The following is a 17,511-nucleotide window of genomic DNA, read 5'->3' on the forward strand; positions in this document are numbered from 1 at the left end:
CGGGGCCGTCCGGGCCGGCGTGTGGCGGGCGTTCCCGCTGCGGTTCAGCTGTCCAGGCGGCGCTTGCTGAGCCAAGCGACCATCTCGGGGTCGTGGTGGTCGAAGAACAGCGTCCTGCCGGTGTCGAGGGGGGCGACGGCGGCCATCTGCTCCTCGGTGAGCTCGAAGTCGAAGACGTCGATGTTCTGCGCCATCCGGTCGGGGTTGACCGACTTGGGGATGGTGACGATGTCGCGCTGGATCAGCCAGCGAAGCACGACCTGGGCCACGGACTTGCCGTGCGCCTCGCCGATCTCGCTGAGGACGGGGGGGGTGAAGAGGTCGTTCCTGCCTTCGGCGAAGCCGCCCCACGCCTGGTGCTGGACCCGGTGCTTGCGCATGAGCTCGTGGTCGGGGTCGCGCTGGAAGAAGGGGTGGGTCTCGATCTGGTTGACCTGCGGGGTGATCTCGTTGTTGAGGACCAGGTCCAACAGGCGGTCGGGGTAGAAGTTGGCGACGCCGATCGCTTTGGCCAGGCCCTCGCGGTGGGCGGCCTCCATCGCGCGCCACTGGCCGTAGACGTCGCCGAAGGGCTGGTGCATCAGGTACAGGTCGACGTGGTCCAGGCCGAGCTTGGCCAGGGAGGTCCGCAGGGCGCGGCGGGTGTTGTCCCGTGCGGGGGCGTCCTGGACCCAGAGTTTGGTGGTGACGAACAGGTCCTCGCGGGGGATGCCGCTGTTCTTGATGGCGTGGCCGACGGCTTCCTCGTTGCCGTAGGCGGCCGCGGTGTCGATCAGCCGGTAGCCGGCGGCGAGGGCGTCAGTGACGGCCCGCTCGGTCTGGTCGGCGGGGATCTGGTAGACGCCGGAAGCCGAGGATCGGCATCCGGACGCCGTTGTTCAGGGTGACGTGCTGCACGGGACTCTCCTGGAAGGACGTGGTCAAGGGATGATGGATCGGCCGGTGGGTTCGGCGACCTGGGCCAGGACGCCGGTGGCGCTCATGTCGGCGGGTCGGCCGGCGTAGAAGGCCAGGTGCGTGATTGCCTCGGCGGGTTCGCCGGGGGTGAGGCCGTTTTCGAGAGCGCGGCGAAGGTTGCCTGCCGAACCGGTCGTCGGTGAGGCGGACGGCGTCGGAGGTCTCCTCGGGCGGACGGATCGAACATGCCCTCCAGACAACCGCACTGCAGGCACCAACGGGGGCGCGAAGCAGACCCTGACAGGGACCCCTACGCCCGTGCGCCCACGAGGTGGCCGGCCGTAGGGTCGGGGGCATGGACCGACGCACCGAGATCCGCGACTTCCTCACCACCCGCCGGGCCCGCGTCACCCCCGAGCAGGCCGGCCTCACCCTCTCCCCGCTCTCCGGGGCTCGCCGCGTCCCGGGCCTGCGCCGCGAGGAGGTCGCCCAGCTCGCCGGCGTCAGCGTCCCGTACTACACCCGGCTCGAACGCGGCGACGCCGGCGGAGCCACCGACGCCGTCCTCGACGCCATCGCCCGCGCCCTCCTGCTTGACGACGCCGAACGCGCCCACCTCTTCGACCTCGTCCGCGCCGCCAACGCAGCCGCGGCCGCGGCAGCACCCGCCAGGCCCGCCCGGCAGCCCGTCCGCCCCGGCCTGCGCAACCTCGTCGAGGCGATCAGCGGCGTCCCCGCCTACATCCGCAACGCCCGCCTCGACCCGCCTCGACCTCCTCGCCGGCAACACCCTCGCCCACGCCCTGTTCGCCCCGGTATTCGACAGCCCCGCCCGCCCGGCGAACGCCGCCCGCTTCACCTTCCTCGACCCGGCCGCCACCGCGTTCTACCCCGACTGGGACGCCGTCGCCGACCAGAACGTCGCCACCCTGCGCGCCGAGGCCGGCCGCAACCCCTACGACAAGGCCCTGTCCGACCTGATCGGCGAGCTCTCCACCCGCGGCGGCGACCCCTTCCGCGGGCGCTGGGCCCGCCACGACGTCCGCCACCACCGCGCCGGCGCGAAACGCATCCACCACCCCCTCGTCGGCGACCTCACCTTCACCTACGAGACCACCCGGCTCACCGCCGACGACGGCCTCTACCTCATCCTCTGCGCTGTCCCGCCAGGCGGCCGCGACGCCGAGACCCTCGACCTCCTCGCCAGCTGGAACAGCCCCCAGCCCACGATTGAGACCTCAACACGCGGAACTTGACAGGGAACGGTAGTGGTAGCCGTGCGAGCCCTGGAACCCGACCCGCTCGTACAGCCGCCGGGCGGGCGCGTGCTCCTCGTCCGCCATCACCTGGAGGTAGAGCCGCTCCGCCCCCCTGGCCGCGGCCCAGCGGGCGCCGACGTGCAGGACGGCGGTGGCGATGCCCCCGCGCCGGTGGTCAGGGTGGGTGGCCATGCAGAACACCCCGGCGTAGGCGGGGTCCGACGCCGCCACGAAGAGGCCGATACCCACGACCGCGCCGTCGCGTTCGACGCTCAGGTAGGCGGCCCGACCGGGGATCCGGGCGAGTACGCCGTCGGCGGCCGCCCGGCCGCCCCCGCCGCCGTCCAGGGCCACGTAGCCGTCCAGCCAGTGCCGGGTGGCCTCCTCGGCGACGGTCACCGCGAGCGGCGCCGACGGGCGGGAACGGGCGATCACGGTCGCTGCGGGCGCGGTCCGCACCAGGGTCGGCGCCTCCCGCCGGTAGCCGCGCCCGGCCAGCGCGGCGTCCAGCTCCGTGTGCTCCTCGGCGGGCGCCACCTGGACGACCACCGGCAGGCCGCGCTCCCGGTAGTACTCCTCCACCCACGGCAGGCCGGCCAGCAGCACCGCCCCGGGAACCAGCGGCAGCGCCGAGTTCGACCGTCGGCGCGGCACGCCCGGCGTGTGCCGCAGCAGCCAGCCGGCCGCCGCGCTCGCCTCGCCCGCGGGCCATGCCGCCGCCGCGTACTGCTCGATCAGAAGCCTGTCGGCCACCGTGTTCTCCTGGGTCGTTCGGGACGGACGAGGCGGATGCGCGCAGGGGTGCACCCGGGGGGTACCGGCAGCATGGCGGACCGTGATCGCTAAGGTCCACCACGGATTGCTTCACAGACCTGTAAGGAACACTGGATGTTGGACCCGGTCCGGCTGATGCTGCTGCGTGAACTCGCCGACCGCGAGACCATGACGGCGGTCGCCGCCGCCTGCGGCTACACCTCCTCCGCCGTCTCCCAGCAACTCGCGGCCCTGGAGCGGGAGGCGGGGGTGCGGTTGCTGGAGCGGGTCGGCCGGCGGGTCCGGCTCACCCCCGAGGGGTGGCGGCTGGTCGCGCACGCGCGGGTCGTCCTGGCGGCGCTGGACGCCGCCGAGCGGGACCTCCTGGCGGCCGGCACCCCCCGCGGGCCGGTCACGCTCGCCTGCTTCTCCACCTTCGCCACCGTCCGGGTCGTCCCGGCGATGGCCGCCGCCCGCGAACGCCACCCCGAGCTGCGGATCTCACTCGTGGAGTCGGAGCCGCCGGAGGCCCTGGACGCGCTGCGCGCCCGGCGCTGCGACCTGGCCGTCCGCTACCGGTACAACCTCACCCCGGCGCCGCCGGAGGAGGGGTTCGCCGCGCACCCGCTGGCCGTCGAACCCGTCCTGCTCGCGCTCCCCGCCGACCACCCGTGCGCCGGTCCGCCCGACACCGCCGTCGACCTGCACCGGCTGGCCGACGAGCCCTGGATCGTCGGCTCGCGGGAGGAGGGCAGCACCACCCTGCTCCGCCGTGCCTGCGCGGTCGCCGGCTTCGCGCCCCGCCTCGGCCACGCGGTCGACGACTACCAGCTCGTCCTGCACCTGGTCGCCCGGGGCCTCGGTGTCGCCCTGGTGCCCGAGCTCGCCGCCCTCGCCCACCGGCCCGGCCCCGGGCTCGCGCTCCGCCCGGTCGCCTCCGTCGGGTTGACCCGCTCGGTCCACGCCCTCACCCACCCCGACCACGCCGCCCGCCCGGCCGTCACCGCCGTCCTGGACCTGCTGCGCGCCGCCTCGTGAGACGTGCCCGCGGAGCCGGCCGGGTGCTCGGGGCGGTCCGGCCCCACCGGCGGGTGGTCGATGGCCTGCGTCTCCCAGGCGATGATCCCGTCCCTGACGTGCACCTTCACCGGCAGGAGCGCGTCCGGTTGACGCCGTGAGTCCAGTGCACGACCTTGTCGTGGCTCCAGCGGTCGTGGTGGAAGGCGTCCGACTGCCGTCCGCCGGTGAGCCGCACGCTGTGCAGGCCGGGCGCCGCGGGCGGAGACCCCGCCGGCCGGATCGCGGGCACCGCCGCCCTGACGAAGACCGCGTGTCCGGCGGACACCACCGTCTTGACGAACTCATGACACTGACGGACCATCATGCTGGCGCGCGCCGCAGTTCCTCCCCTGCTCCGTCCCTACGGACCCCCCACAGGAGGACAGTCATGCGACTGCCCCGCCGAGGGAAGCCCGCCGCGGTCACCGCCGTGCTGCTGGCCCTCGCACTCGCCTCGCCGCTCACCACGCGGGTCGCCGCCCAGCCCGTCGCCGGCGACACCGTCGCCGCGGCCGAAGCCGCGGGCGACACCGCCCGTCAGTACCTCCTCGACGGCCCCCGCACGGTCGCCGAACGCAGCGCCGTCGCCGCCACCGGCGCCTCCCTCGACGCCGTCCGGCCCGACTCGGTGGTGGTCACCGCCACGCCCGCCGAACTCGCCCGCCTGCGCGCGCTCGGCTGGTCCCCCACCGCGCTGCCGGGGCCCCGGTACGGCGTCGAGGACGGCCGGGAGAGCACGGCCGCAGGTCTGTACGACTTCCCGCCCGCCGACTCCGGGTACCACAACTACGCCGAGGCCGCCGCCGACATCGACGCCGTCGTCGCCGCGCATCCCGACATCATGAGCAAGCGCGTGATCGGCACCTCCTACGAGGGCCGCCCGATCGTCGCCGTCAAGATCAGCGACAACGTCGGCACCGACGAGAACGAGCCCGAGGTGCTGTTCACCGCCCACCAGCACGCGCGCGAGCACCTCACCGTCGAGATGGCGCTCTACCTGCTGCACGAGTTCGGCGACAAGTACGCCACCGACAGCCGGATCGCCAACGCCGTCAACAGCCGCGAGATCTGGGTGATCCCCGACCTCAACCCGGACGGCGGCGAGTACGACATCGCCACCGGCCGCTACCGCAGCTGGCGCAAGGACCGCCAGCCCAACGCCGGCAGCCGCAACGTCGGCACCGACCTGAACCGCAACTGGGACTACAAGTGGGGCTGCTGCGGCGGCTCCTCCGGCACCACCTCCAGCGAGACCTACCGGGGCCCCGCGCCCGAGTCGGCCAAGGAGACCAAGGTGGTCGCCGACTTCGTCCGCTCCCGGGTGGTGGGCGGCAAGCAGCAGATCACCGCGGCCATCGACTTCCACACGTACAGCGAGCTGGTGCTCTGGCCGTTCGGCTGGACCACCGCGGACACGGCCACCGGGATGACCGCCGACGAGGCCAACACCTTCGCCACCCTCGGCCGGAGCATGGCCGGCACCAACGGCTACACGCCCGAACAGTCCAGCGACCTCTACATCACCGACGGCGCGATCGACGACTGGCTGTGGGGCGCGCAGCGGATCTTCGCCTACACCTTCGAGATGTATCCGGGCCCGAACGGCAGCAGCGGCTTCTACCCGCCGGACGAGGTGATCGGACGGGAGACCAGCCGCAACCGCGAGGCCGTGCTGCGGCTGGTGGAGACCGCCGACTGCATGTTCCGGGTGATCGGCAAGCAGCAGCAGTACTGCGGCATCACCACCTGAGCTCCCAACCCCGGCAGCCCGGCCCCGTCCGTCCGGCGCGCCGCCGCACCCCACGCGGCGGCGTCGCCGACGGGTTCCGCCCGGTCCGCGACACGCGGGCAGGAACGTCCCTGCGCTCCGTACGCGCCGGTCCCCGGTGCAATGGACCGGGAGCCGGCGCACCGTCGAAAGGGGTTTCCGGATGGAGGCAGGGACTGCGGAGCCGGGCCCCGTCCGGGTGCTGGACGTCTCCGGCGCCGCCTACCGTCGTGCCTTCGAGCTGTTCCTCGCCGGCACCGACGAGAAGCCCCGTACCCACGCCCGGCTGGACCAGGTCGTCGCCGGGCTGGAGCACCGCCGGATGTTGCTGGACGTGGGCGCGGGCGAGGGCCGGACCACCGCACACCTGGGGCGGCACTTCGAACGGACGGTGGCCGTCGAGCCCAGTGCCGCGATGCGCGAAAGGCTGCGCCTGGCCTGTCCCGACGCCCTGGTCCTGCCGGAGCCGATCGACGAGGCGCAGCCGCCCGGACCGGCGGACCTGGTCCACCTCTCGCACGTGCTCTACTACGTGCCGGAGGAGGACTGGCTGCGCACGGTCGGCACGGTCCTCGGCTGGGCGGCGCCCGGCGGCACCCTGTTGGTGATGCTCCAGAACCCGGACAGCCCGTGCATGCGGATGGCCGAGCACTTCACCGGGGTCCGTTACGACCTGCGGCCGCTGGCCGACCGCCTGCGCGAGCGGGAGCCGGCGCACGAGTACGCGCTGGAGACGCTCGACCTCCGATACCGGGCCGACCGCCTGGACGAGGCGGTGGACGTCGCCGAGTTCATGGTGAACGTGGCCGACCTGGCCACCATGGACCCGCGGCCGGACCGCGCCGAGCTGACCGACTACGTCCGGTGTCACTTCGCCCGGCCGGACGGCTCGTTCGTCATCGGTCACACCCAGGACATGCTGACCGTCCGGCGGGCGCGCCCGGCCGGGTGAGGACGAGCGGGTGAGGCCCGCCGGCTGAGGCCCGCGCGAGGACGCGTACGCGTATACCCCGGCGAGGACGCGGCGCCCGGTGAACCGCACGCGGTGCGGTGGCGGGTCGGCCCGCCCCGCCCCGCCCGCTGGTGAAGGCGCCAACGTTCGAGTCGGGCAAGGAGGTTGAAGGGGAGGCACCGACGAATCGGCCGGGCCTTCCGGGCCCCGCCGTTCACTCCCCGGCCACTCCCGGCGGCGTCGCCCGGCCCCTCGGGGCGCCGTCGGCGGCTCCCCCCGCGACTCCCCCGCACCGTCCGCCTCCGGGGGTGGTCGCCCGCAGGACGGTCCGGGGCCGCGCGGCGCCGGACGCACTCCCGGCACGTGACCCGGCCCTTCCGACAGGCCGCGAACGGGTGAAGCATGTCACGGCCTCGCCCCGCCCCGCCGCCGGGTCGGGGCAGGTAGGTTCCTGCGTCCAAGGGGAGGACACTCCCCCTTGGACGCGTTTCCCGCCGTCAACGGTTCCTCCGACGAGAGAGGCACGAGATGTCTGCACAGGACGCCACGCACCACCCCCCGCGGCGCATCGGTGTGGTCGCCGAGTCGGCCACCGGGGAGACCCGCGTCGCCGCGACCCCGTCAACGGTACGCACCCTGCTCGCGCTCGGCTACGAGGTCGTCGTCGAGTCCGAGGCGGGCGCGGCCGCCGGCTTCACCGACGAGGCCTACACCGAGGCCGGCGCGCAGATCGGGGACGCCTGGGCGGGCGACGTCGTCCTGAAGGTCAACGCGCCGTCGACCGGGGAGATCGCCCGGTTGCGCGACGGCTCGACCCTGGTCGGCCTGCTCGCCCCGGCGCAGCGGCCGGAACTGCTGGAGGCCCTGTCGGCGCGTCCGGTCACCGCGCTGGCGCTGGACGCGGTGCCGCGGATCTCGCGCGCGCAGTCGATGGACGTGCTCAGCTCGATGGCGAACATCGCCGGGTACCGGGCCGTCATCGAGGCGGCCCACGTGTTCAGCCGGTTCTTCACCGGTCAGGTGACGGCCGCGGGCAAGGTGCCCCCGGCGAAGGTCCTCGTGGCCGGTGCCGGCGTGGCAGGGCTCGCCGCCATCGGCGCCGCCTCCAGCCTGGGGGCGATCGTCCGCGCGACCGACCCCCGGCCGGAGGTCGCCGACCAGGTGAGGTCGTTGCGCGGCGAGTACCTCGCCGTCAACGTCGCCCAGGAGGCGGGCACCGACGGTTACGCCAAGGCGACCTCCGCCGACTACGACCGTGCCGCGGCCGAGCTCTACCACGAGCAGGCCAAGGACGTGGACATCGTCATCACCACCGCGCTGATCCCCGGGCGGCCCGCCCCGCGCCTGCTCACCGCCGCGGACGTGGCGGCGATGAAGCCCGGCAGTGTCATCGTCGACATGGCGGCCGTCCAGGGCGGCAACGTCGAGGGCACCGTCGCGGGCCGCACGGTGGTCACCGACAACGGCGTCACGATCATCGGCTTCACCGATCTCGCGTCCCGGCTGCCCGCACAGGCGTCACAGCTGTTCGGCACCAATATGGTCAACCTGCTCAAGTTGCTGACGCCCGGCAAGGACGGGCAGTTGGTCATCGACTTCGACGACCCCGTCCAGCGCGCGGTGACCGTGGTCCGCGACGGCGAGACCACCTGGCCGCCGCCGCCCGTGGCCGTCTCGGCCGCTCCCGCCGCGCAGCCCGCCGCCCCCGCGGTCGCGGAGCCCGCGCCGCCCCGTCTCACCCCGGCGGCCCGCTTCGGCCTGATCGGCGTCGGCATGCTGGCGCTGTTCGCGCTCGTCGCCCTCGCCCCGGCGCAACTGGCCGAGAACTTCACGGTGTTCGCGCTCGCCGTGGTCATCGGTTACTACGTCATCGGCAAGGTGCACCACGCCCTGCACACCCCGCTGATGTCGGTGACCAACGCGATCTCCGGGATCGTGGTGATCGGCGCCCTGCTGCAGATCGGGCACCGGAGCACGCTCGTCACCGTGCTGTCCTTCGTGGCGATCCTGCTGACGAGCGTGAACATCTTCGGCGGCTTCGCCGTCACCCGTCGCATGCTGAGCATGTTCTCGACGTCCCCCGAAAGGCGCTGAGCCCGATGACTTCCACGACGGCCGCCCACGCCGCGGACCTGGTCGCCGCCCTGTTGTTCATCCTCAGTCTGGCCGGACTGTCCCAGCACCGCACCTCCCGCGCCGGCGTCGGCTACGGCATCGCCGGCATGGCCCTCGCCCTGGCCGCCACCGTCGTGGTGGCGTCCCGGAGCATCACCGCCGGCGCGGTCACCCTGATCGTCGTCGCGATGGCGCTGGGCGGCGCGATCGGCCTGTGGCGGGCGCGGCAGGTCGAGATGACCCAGATGCCGGAGCTGATCGCCGTCCTGCACAGCTTCGTCGGCCTCGCCGCGGTGCTGGTCGGCTGGAACAGCTACCTGGAGGTCGAGTCGCTGGGCTCGGCCCAGGACACCGTCGCGGCCGACCTGCTGGGCATCCACCACGCCGAGGTGTTCATCGGCATCTTCATCGGCGCGGTCACCTTCACCGGTTCCATCGTCGCCTTCCTCAAGCTGTCCGCCCGGATCGCCTCGCGTCCGCTGGTGCTGCCCGGCAAGAACGCGCTGAACCTGGGCGCGCTCGGCGCGTTCGTGGCGCTGACCGCCTGGTTCACCGTCAGCCCCGGTCTCGGCCTGATGATCGCGGTCACCGTGCTCGCACTCGTGCTGGGCTGGCACCTGGTCGCCTCGATCGGCGGCGGCGACATGCCCGTCGTCGTCTCCATGCTCAACAGCTACTCCGGCTGGGCCGCGGCGGCCGCCGGGTTCCTGCTCGACAACAACCTGCTCATCGTCACCGGCGCCCTGGTCGGCTCCTCGGGTGCCTACCTGTCCTACATCATGTGCAAGGCGATGAACCGCTCGTTCCTCTCCGTCATCGCGGGCGGCTTCGGCATCGAGGCCCCCTCGGGCGGTGAGGAGGAGCAGGGCGAGCACCGCGAGGTCCGCGCCGAGGAGGCGGCACGCCAGCTCGCGCAGGCCCGGTCCGTCGTCATCACCCCCGGCTACGGCATGGCGGTGGCCCAGGCGCAGCACCCGGTCGCCGAACTCACCCGCCGGCTGCGCGAGCGCGGCGTCGAGGTCCGCTTCGGCGTCCACCCCGTGGCCGGGCGCCTGCCGGGTCACATGAACGTGCTGCTCGCCGAGGCGAAGGTGCCCTACGACATCGTCCTGGAGATGGACGAGATCAACGACGACTTCGCCGACACCTCCGTCGTCCTCGTCATCGGCGCCAACGACACCGTCAACCCCGCCGCCACCGACGACCCTTCCAGCCCCATCGCCGGCATGCCGGTGCTGCGCGTGTGGGAGGCGGAGCAGGTGGTCGTCTTCAAGCGGTCGATGGCCTCCGGCTACGCGGGCGTCCAGAACCCGCTGTTCTTCCGCGAGAACAGCGGCATGCTCTTCGGCGACGCCAAGCAGAGCGTCGAGGAGATCCTCCGCTGCCTCGACGCCGACGGCCGGGACCGGCCGGCGGCGGCCGGACGGCCGACCACGGCGGCCGACCGGGCCTCCGTGTAGGGCCGGCGCCGGCACAACCGGCCCCCGGGCATGAACGTGGCCCGCCAGTCCCGACTGGCGGGCCACGCCGCGTCCCCGGGTCGTCTCTGCCCGGTCCGGCGCATGCCGCGGCCCGCCCCCCCTTCCGGCCGGGGAAGGAGCAGCGCGGTGGCGTCACCTGCAAGCCGGAGGATCTTGGTCCGTCGCGCGTTGCGCACCTTCGCCTTCTTGACATGTATATGACTTACAGCTTTAACCTGTGATGCCTTACCGCTCAGTAGCATTCCCCAAGCCCGGACATCCCATTCAGGAAGAACCGCGCCTTCGCATCCCGACAGCAGGCGCGTCATGTCACTGGCCGGCCCTTGCACCGTTACTGTTACGGAGAATCCATGAGGCCCACTGTTCCCCCGGCCGATCTGGTCATAGGGATCACCCCGTTCCAGGAGCCGGACGCCGGCCTCGCCGAGGCCGTCTGCCTCGCCGGCGCACTGGGCGTGCTGGACCTGGGAACCGGCGACCGGAGAGCACGCGAGGAACTCGCGGCCCTGCGCGAGCGGTCCCCGGGCCGGTTCGGGATCCGGGTGAGTTCCGGCTGCCGGCTCACGCCGGAGGACCTGGGCCCCCCGGAGCACTCCGGCGTGGACACCGTGGTGGTGGATTCGGCTGCCGACGGCTGGGGCGTGGCACAACTCCCCGACGGCTACCGGGTGCTGGTGGAGGTGACGGACCTGTCGGCGGCACTGGCCGCCGTGGGATCCGGCGCCCACGGACTGGTCGTCCGCGGCTGCGAGAGCGGCGGCCGGGTAGGGGATCTGAGCACCTTCGTCCTCCTGCAGCAGGTGCTGGCAGCACCGGGGATCGACGTGCCGGTGTGGGCCTGCGGCGGCATCGGGGTGCACACCGCCACCGCCGCGGTGGCGGGCGGAGCGGCGGGCGTGGTTCTCGACAGCCAGCTGGCCCTGCTCGCGGAGTCCGCGACATCCGACGAAACCGCGGCCGCGGTACGCGGCATGGACGGCTCCGAGACCAGTGTGGTCGGGGGCCGCAGAGTGCTGCAACGCGGCCCGAGAGGCGAACCTCCCCGTGCGACAGACTCCCTGACGATCGGTCAGGACGGCTTCCTGGCCGAGAGGTTCGCAGCGCGGTGGAAGACGGCGGCCGCGGCGGTACGCGCGGTGCGGGAGGGCGTGCTGGCGAGGCTCCGGTCCGTGGCGTCCGAAGAAGCGGCATCGTCCCTGCTCCGTCCGCGGACGCCGCAGAGCCGGGCCCTGGGCACGGCGCTGCCGGTGGCGCAGGGTCCTATGACCAGGGTCAGCGACCAGCCCGCCTTCGCCGCGGCGGTCGCCGCGGCCGGGGCCCTCCCGTTCGTGGCCCTTGCCCTGACCGGCGCCGGGGGCACCCGCGACCTGCTCGCCCGGACCAGGACCGCGGTTGGTGAACTGCCCTGGGGCGTCGGCGTCCTGGGGTTCGCACCGGAGGAGCTGCGCGCCGTCCAGCTGGCCGAGGTGCTGGCCACCGGGCCCAGTCACGCCGTGATCGCCGGCGGGCGCCCCTCCCAGGCGCGTGTGCTGGAGGAGGCGGGGATCCGCACGTTCCTGCACGTCCCCTCCCCGGGGCTGCTGCGACAGTTCCTGGAGGACGGGGCGCGCAGATTCGTCTTCGAGGGCTCGGAGTGCGGCGGACACGTCGGACCGCAGCACAGCTTCCCGCTGTGGGAGGCGCAGCTGGCGGTTCTCGAGGAGTTCCTCGACACGGCCGAGGGGCGGCCGCAGGTCGACGTGCTGTTCGCCGGGGGCGTGCACGACGAGCGGTCGGCGGCGATGGTGGCCGCGATGGCCGCGCCGTTTGCGGACCGCGGGGTGACGACGGGGCTGCTGATGGGCACGGCCTACCTGTTCACGCAGGAGGCGGTGGCGCTCGGCGCGGTCCAGCCGCAGTTCCAGCGGCAGGTGCTGGCCGCGCAGGGGACCGAGCTGCTGCAGACCGCACCGGGTCACGCCACCCGCTGCGTGCCCAGCCCCTTCACCGGGGAGTTCAACGCGACCCGGGAGCGCCTGCGCACCGAAGGCGTACCCGACCGCGAGGCGTGGGAGCGTCTTGAGCAACTGAACGTCGGACGGTTACGGGTTGCCAGCAAGGCCGTCGACCGCACCCCGGATGGGTTGGTCGCGGTCGGTGAGCAGGAGCAGCTGGAACGCGGGATGTTCATGGCCGGGCAGGTCGCGGTCCTGCGCTCGGCCACCACGACCCTCGCCGAACTCCACGCCGCCGTCACGACCGGGGCGGCCGCCTTCCTGTCCGCCGGTGCCACCGAGGCGCTGAAGCGCCTGGAGGGCGAGGTGGCGTGCGACCCGGATCCGGCACCGCTGGAGATCGCGGTGATCGGCATGTCGGGCATGTTCCCCCAGGCCCCCGATCTGCCCGCGTTCTGGGCGAACGTGGTGGGCGGGGTGGACGCGGTCACCGAGGTCCCCGTCGAACGCTGGGACCCGGCCGTGTACCACGCGCAGGACGGCGGGAGCGGCACGACCCCCTCCAAGTGGGGCGGTTTCCTGCCCCGGATCCCCTTCGACCCGCTGGTCTACGGCATCCCGCCGTCCGCGCTGGGCAGCATCGAGCCGGTCCAGCTGCTGGCACTGGAGGCCGCGCGCCGCGCCCTGGTGGACGCGGGCTACGACAGCGGGGTCGGTGACGGCGGGAGGGCCTTCGACCGGTCGCGGGCCGGCGTGGTGTTCGGCGCCGAGGCGGGCAGCGACCTGTCGAACGCCGGCGTGCTCGGTGCGGTCCTTCCGGCCTACCTCGGCCGCGTCCCCGAGCCGATCGCCGAGCAGCTGCCGGTCCTGACCGAGGACTCCTTCCCCGGCATGCTGGCCAACGTCATCTCCGGGCGGATCGCCAACCGGCTGGACCTGGGCGGCGGCAACTTCACGGTGGACGCGGCGTGCGCCTCCTCGCTGGCGGCCCTGGACGTCGCGTGCGGGCAGCTGGTCGACGGAACCACCGACCTCGCCCTGTGCGGCGGCGCGGACCTGCACAACGGCATCAACGACTACCTCCTGTTCACCTCCGTGCACGCGCTCTCCCCCACCGGCCGCTCACGCCCGTTCGACGCGTCCGCCGACGGCATCGCGCTGGGCGAGGGGGTGGGCTGCGTGGTCCTCAAACGACTGGCCGACGCCGAGCGGGACGGCGACCGGGTCTACGCGGTCATCCAGGGCATCGGCAGTGCGAGCGACGGCCGCTCGCTCGGGTTGACGGCACCGCGGCCCGAAGGGCAGCGCGCGGCGCTGGAGCGGGCCTACCGCCGCGCCGGGATCGGGCCGGAACAGGTCGGCCTGGTCGAGGCGCACGGCACCGGCACGGTGGTCGGCGACCGCACCGAACTGGCCACCCTGGAAGCGGTGTTCACCGAGGCCGGCGCCGAGCCGGGCAGCTGCGCACTGGGCTCGGTCAAGTCGCAGATCGGGCACACCAAGTGCGCGGCCGGCCTGGCCGGCCTGATCAAGGCGGCGCTGGCGCTGCACACCGGCATCAAGCCCCCGACCCTGCACCTGCGCCGGCCCAACGCGGCCTGGCAGGCCGACAGCCCCTTCGTGTTCCACGACGAGGCCCGGCCGTGGGTCCGGCCGCCGGCCGAACGGGTGGCCGGTGTGAGCGCGTTCGGCTTCGGCGGCACCAACTTCCACACCGTGCTGCGCGGCCATGCCGGTCCGACACCGGCCCACGGCCTGCAGGAGTGGCCGGCGGAGCTGTTCACCTTCCGCGGCGGCGACCGGGCACGGGCGCTGCGTGGGGCGGACGAACTGCTGCGGCTCGCCCGGGCCGACGGCGCGCCGTGGCGGCTGCGCGACCTGGCGCTGGCCGCCGCCCGTCGCGCGGAGCGGGGGCACGGTCCGGTGCAGGCCGCGATCGTGGCCTCCAGCGTCGCGGAACTGGTCGACCTGCTCGGCCGGGCGGTGGCCGGCGAGCACGCACCGGGCGCCGGGCTGCACCTGGCCGACCCGGACGGCGCACCGGGCGGCGAGGTCGCCTTCCTCTTCCCCGGGCAGGGCAGCCAGAAGCCGGGCGCCTTCGCCGAACTCTTCGCGGCCTTCCCGCAGGTCCGGCGTCAGCTGCGGCTCGGACGGGCGTATGCCGACCTGCTGTACCCGCCGACCGCCTTCACCCCCGAGGACCGCGACGGACAGCACGCCGCGGTGACCGACACCCGGGTCGCGCAGCCGGTCCTCGGCATGACGGGCCTTGCGGCCCACGAACTGCTGGCACTGGCCGGCGTACGTCCCGACCTGGCCGGCGGCCACAGCTACGGCGAGCTGGTCGCCCTGTGCGCGGCCGGGGCGCTCGCCACCGAGGACCTGCCGGCGCTCAGCGCCGATCGGGCCCGTTGCATCCTGGACGCGGTCGGCGAGGGGTCGGACCCCGGGGCGATGGCCGCCGTGACCGCCGACGCCCGGTCCGTCGAGCAGGTGCTGGCGGCAGCGGGGCTGGCCGGCCGCGTGGTGGCGGCCAACCACAACGCACCGCGGCAGACGGTCGTCTCCGGTGCGAGCGACGACGTGGCCGCGGCCGGCGTGCTGCTGCGCGAGGCGGGATACGGGGTCAAGCGGCTGCCGGTCGCCTGCGCCTTCCACAGCCCGCTGGTCGCCGGCGCCGGCGGACGCTTCGCCGCGGCACTGGCGGAGCGCACCGTGCGGGCCCCGGAGTTCCCGGTCTGGTCGAACCGGACGGCGACGGCGTACCCGGCGGACCCGGCGTCCGTCCGCGCCGAACTCGCCGCCCAGATCGGCGCACCCGTGCGGTTCCTCGACCAGGTCGAGGCCATGTACCGGGCCGGAGCGCGCGTGTTCGTCGAGGCCGGCCCCGGCACGGTGCTCACCCGTCTGGTCTCGGACGTCCTCGGTGACCGGCCGCACCGGGCGATCCCCCTCGAACGGCGGCGTGGAGGACTGGCCGGATACCTCGACGCGCTGGCGGAGCTCGCGGTCGCGGGCGTCCCGGTCCGCACCGGCCGCCTGCTGCGCGGCCGCGACGCGGTGGAGGCCGGCCGGGCCGAGCCCCCGCGCCGCCCCGGCTGGACGGTGGACGGCCACCTGGTGCGCACCGCCGCCGGAGACCTGCTGCCCGGCGCACTCGCGCCGGCCCGACGCGTACCGGAGGCCCTGATGACCGCCCAGCAGCCCGGCCCGCACACCGGATCCGCCGCGAGCGACGCGCTGATCGCGGACTTCCTGCGCAGCAGCCGGGAACTGATCGCAGCCCAGCGCGACATCCTCCTGACCCATCTGGGGGGAGCGACGGGCACGCCGGTCGTCCCGCAGTCGCCTCCGTCCGCCGCCGTCCCGGTCACCCTGCCGTCCGCACCCGTCCTGGCTCCGGATCCCGTCTCTGCCCCTGCCGCTGCCTCTGCCCCGGTGCTGCCGACGGCCGGCGGGGTGGACGAGGTGCTGCGAGCGGTGGTCGAGGTGATCGGTGAACGGACCGGCTATCCGGCCGACATGATCGAACCCGAGCTGGACCTCGAAGCGGATCTGAGCATCGATTCGATCAAGCGGACGGAGATCGTGGGCCTGCTCGCCCGACGGCTCGGCAACGGTGCCAACGGGATCCCCGAGCTGGACGACGCCCAGGTCGAGGAGCTGTCCCGGGCCCGCACGGCCCTCGCCATCGCCCGCTGGCTCACCGCCCGAACCGACACGGCCCATCCGTCCACGGCCGATCCGTCCACGCCCGAGGTCCCCGCCCAGCGGTCCACCGGGTCGGCGGCCGTCGCGGGGAACGAACCGGTACGGCTGTGCTTCGGCACCACCGCGCTGCCCGACCCCACGGCGGCGTCCGAGACCCTGGCCGGCAAGCGGTTCGCCATGCTGGGCGGCGACGCCCACCACGCCGCCCTCACCGCCCGGCTCACCGCGCTCGGCGCGACCGTGCTGCCCCTGGGGGCGGCCCACGAACTGTCCGAGGCGGACGGCCCCGTGGACGGCGTGCTGTTCCTGGACCCGCTGCGTGAGGACGGGCCACCGGTGCTGCCCGCGAGCGTGCCCGTGCTGCGCGCCGCCCTGGCCCGCGACCCGCGCTGGCTGCTGGCCGCCCGACCGGCCACCCCACCCGCCGGAACCGACCACGACCAGGCGGCCGCCGGGCGGGGCGACGGGCTGCGCGGACTGTTCCGCAGCCTGGCCCGCGAATACCCGCACACCACCGTGCGGCTCGTCGAGATCGAGGACGCCGCCCGGCAGGCCCCGGACGCACTGGTCGAAGAGCTGCTGGCCGAGGAGAACGAACCGGTGGTGCTGCGCGGCCCGGCCGGCCGTCAGGGCATCGCGCTGGTGGAGGCGGGCCTCGGCGTCGTGGCCGGCCGGGGGGCGGGGCCGGCCGGCGACGGGGTCGCGGAGGCCGCCGCCCTGGGCCTGGACCGTGACGCCGTGGTGCTGCTCGTCGGCGGGGCCCGCGGCATCACCGCACGCTTCGCCGCCGCCCTCGCCGCCTCCTCACGCTGCCGGCTGGAACTGCTGGGCCGCACGGCTGCGCCCGGCGGCCCCGAGGACCAGGTGACCGCCGCCGCCCACGGCCGGGCCGAGCTGCGCGGCGTCCTCGCCCGCCAGGGCGTCCCGCTGCCGCAGATCGACGCCACCGCCTCCCGGGTGCTGGCCGGCCGTGAGGTCGCAGCCACGCTCGGGGAACTGTCGGACCTGGGCTCCACCGCCTGCTACCGGACCGCCGACGCCGCCGACCCGGCCGCGCTGCGGCAGGCCGTCAAGGAGATCCACGCCGAGTACGGCCGGCTGGACGGCGTCGTCTACGCGGCCGGCGTCATCGAGGACAGGATGTTCGCCGACAAGGACCTCGCGTCCTTCCAACGGGTGTTCGCCACCAAGGCGGACGGCGCCGCCGCGCTGCTCGGCGCGCTCGACGAGCTGCCCGCCGCACCACGCTTCACCGTGCTCTTCGGCAGCATCGCGGCAGCCCTCGGGAACCGGGGCCAGAGCGACTACGCGGCCGCCAACGACGCCCTCGAACAGGCCGGAGCCCGCTGGGCGGAGCGCACCGGCAACCGGGCCCTGACCGTGCACTGGGGCCCCTGGGCACCGACCGGCCGGCACGGTGGCATGGTCTCGCCCGAACTCGCCGAGGACTACGCCCGCCGCGGCGTGCGCCTGATCGACCCGCAGGCCGGCACCCTGGCGCTGCTGCGGGAACTGGCCTGGGGCGAACCGGGAACCCGCGCCGTCGTCTACACCGCGTCCGGGTGGTGAGACCGTTGACGAA

General features: G+C 74.1%; 8 protein-coding genes and 3 pseudogenes. 7 read left to right on the forward strand and 4 right to left on the reverse strand.

Annotated elements, in window-relative coordinates:
• Positions 1–44: 44 nt before the first annotated feature.
• Positions 45–897, reverse strand: a pseudogene (locus J5Y04_RS35685) (aldo/keto reductase).
• Positions 898–920: 23 nt separating this feature from the next.
• Positions 921–1,172: a carboxymuconolactone decarboxylase family protein gene (locus J5Y04_RS35690; RefSeq protein ID WP_307853471.1), complete on the reverse strand. Its 252-nt coding sequence runs from the start codon at positions 1,170–1,172 to the stop codon at positions 921–923.
• A gap of 80 nt (positions 1,173–1,252) precedes the next feature.
• Between J5Y04_RS35690 and J5Y04_RS35695 the strand changes: the two are divergent.
• Positions 1,253–2,153 (forward strand): annotated as a pseudogene (locus J5Y04_RS35695) (helix-turn-helix transcriptional regulator).
• On the opposite strand, the gene J5Y04_RS43770 reads toward J5Y04_RS35695, so the two are convergent.
• A complete protein-coding gene (locus tag J5Y04_RS43770; protein ID WP_209416691.1) occupies positions 2,136–2,909 on the reverse strand; it encodes a GNAT family N-acetyltransferase in 774 nt (257 codons plus the stop codon). The pseudogene J5Y04_RS35695 and the gene J5Y04_RS43770 sit on opposite strands and share 18 nt — an antisense overlap.
• A gap of 135 nt (positions 2,910–3,044) precedes the next feature.
• On the opposite strand from J5Y04_RS43770, the gene J5Y04_RS35705 reads away from it, so the two are divergent.
• Positions 3,045–3,947, forward strand: a complete 903-nt coding sequence (locus J5Y04_RS35705) for a LysR family transcriptional regulator (protein WP_209416692.1) — start codon at positions 3,045–3,047, stop codon at positions 3,945–3,947.
• A gap of 23 nt (positions 3,948–3,970) precedes the next feature.
• Here the strand turns inward: J5Y04_RS35705 and J5Y04_RS35710 are convergent.
• Positions 3,971–4,218 (reverse strand): annotated as a pseudogene (locus tag J5Y04_RS35710) (hypothetical protein); the annotation flags it as partial.
• A 138-nt stretch (positions 4,219–4,356) separates the two neighbouring features.
• On the opposite strand from J5Y04_RS35710, the gene J5Y04_RS35715 reads away from it, so the two are divergent.
• The 5 genes from J5Y04_RS35715 (at position 4,357) to J5Y04_RS35735 (ending at position 17,498) form a co-directional block, all read left to right on the forward strand.
• A complete protein-coding gene (locus J5Y04_RS35715; protein ID WP_209416693.1) occupies positions 4,357–5,718 on the forward strand; it encodes a M14 family metallopeptidase in 1,362 nt (453 codons plus the stop codon).
• A gap of 181 nt (positions 5,719–5,899) precedes the next feature.
• Complete coding sequence (locus tag J5Y04_RS35720; RefSeq protein WP_209416694.1) at positions 5,900–6,688, forward strand: trans-aconitate 2-methyltransferase; 789 nt, start codon at positions 5,900–5,902, stop codon at positions 6,686–6,688.
• A 528-nt stretch (positions 6,689–7,216) separates the two neighbouring features.
• Positions 7,217–8,782, forward strand: coding sequence for a Re/Si-specific NAD(P)(+) transhydrogenase subunit alpha (locus J5Y04_RS35725; RefSeq protein ID WP_209416695.1), 1,566 nt, complete (start codon positions 7,217–7,219; stop codon positions 8,780–8,782).
• Between the two features lie 5 nt (positions 8,783–8,787).
• Complete coding sequence (gene pntB / locus J5Y04_RS35730) at positions 8,788–10,263, forward strand: Re/Si-specific NAD(P)(+) transhydrogenase subunit beta (RefSeq protein WP_209416696.1); 1,476 nt, start codon at positions 8,788–8,790, stop codon at positions 10,261–10,263.
• Positions 10,264–10,634: 371 nt separating this feature from the next.
• The gene (locus tag J5Y04_RS35735; RefSeq protein WP_209416697.1) at positions 10,635–17,498 is read left to right on the forward strand and encodes a type I polyketide synthase; all 6,864 of its coding nucleotides are present in this window, start codon (positions 10,635–10,637) and stop codon (positions 17,496–17,498) included.
• Positions 17,499–17,511 lie beyond the last annotated feature (13 nt).

The organism is Kitasatospora sp. RG8, assembly GCF_017813315.1.
GTDB lineage: Bacteria > Actinomycetota > Actinomycetes > Streptomycetales > Streptomycetaceae > Kitasatospora.